Origin of the sequence: Periweissella ghanensis (assembly GCF_918814755.1) — a bacterium.
In the GTDB taxonomy this organism is placed as follows: Bacteria; Bacillota; Bacilli; order Lactobacillales; family Lactobacillaceae; genus Periweissella; species Periweissella ghanensis.
Map to the genome: position 1 here is coordinate 1 of NZ_CAKKNT010000059.1, position 775 is coordinate 775.

Sequence of the window (775 nt, forward strand, 5' to 3'; positions counted from 1 at the left end):
AAATATCTTAGATTGCCGACTTAGCTCAGCTGGCAGAGCATCGCTCTTGTAAAGCGAGGGTCGAAGGTTCGAATCCTTTAGTCGGCATCATGCGAAAGTAGTTCAGTGGTAGAACATCACCTTGCCATGGTGGGGGTCGCGGGTTCGAATCCCGTCTTTCGCTTTGTGTCAATTCACAAGAATTATGCCGGGGTGGCGGAATTGGCAGACGCACAGGACTTAAAATCCTGCGGTGAGTGATCACCGTACCGGTTCGATCCCGGTCCTCGGCATTAATGCACCTATAGCGCAATTGGATAGAGTGTCTGACTACGAATCAGAAGGTTGCAGGTTCGACTCCTGCTAGGTGCATCGAATAACAAAGTTATTCACATTTATATTTTCGGGAAGTAGCTCAGCTTGGTAGAGCACCTGGTTTGGGACCAGGGGGTCGCAGGTTCGAATCCTGTCTTCCCGATGGTTTAGTAGTTATCTACTTAACTCGCGGTGTAGCTCAGCTGGCTAGAGCGTCCGGTTCATACCCGGGAGGTCGAGGGTTCGATCCCCCCTGCCGCGATAAGACTCAAATATACGGACCTTTAGCTCAGTTGGTTAGAGCCGACGGCTCATAACCGTCTGGTCGTAGGTTCGAGTCCTACAAGGTCCATCGGCGATGGATTTAGCTATATTTGAATATTATGGAGGATTACCCAAGTCTGGCTGAAGGGAATGGTCTTGAAAACCATCAGGTCGGGAAACCGGCGCGAGAGTTCGAATCTCTCATCCTCCTTAAATC

The 775-nt window shown here is 50.2% G+C and carries 8 tRNA genes; all 8 read left to right on the forward strand.

The window, feature by feature from the left end:
- Positions 1 to 14: 14 nt before the first annotated feature.
- Positions 15 to 87: transfer RNA gene (locus tag LQZ76_RS09945), tRNA-Thr, on the forward strand.
- 4 nt (positions 88 to 91) lie between these two features.
- A tRNA-Gly gene (locus LQZ76_RS09950) sits at positions 92 to 163 on the forward strand.
- Between the two features lie 23 nt (positions 164 to 186).
- Positions 187 to 272, forward strand: a tRNA-Leu gene (locus LQZ76_RS09955).
- Between the two features lie 5 nt (positions 273 to 277).
- A tRNA-Arg gene (locus LQZ76_RS09960) sits at positions 278 to 351 on the forward strand.
- Between the two features lie 32 nt (positions 352 to 383).
- Positions 384 to 457: transfer RNA gene (locus LQZ76_RS09965), tRNA-Pro, on the forward strand.
- Positions 458 to 482: 25 nt separating this feature from the next.
- A tRNA-Met gene (locus LQZ76_RS09970) sits at positions 483 to 556 on the forward strand.
- Between the two features lie 16 nt (positions 557 to 572).
- Positions 573 to 646, forward strand: a tRNA-Ile gene (locus LQZ76_RS09975).
- Positions 647 to 679: 33 nt separating this feature from the next.
- Positions 680 to 769, forward strand: a tRNA-Ser gene (locus LQZ76_RS09980).
- Positions 770 to 775 lie beyond the last annotated feature (6 nt).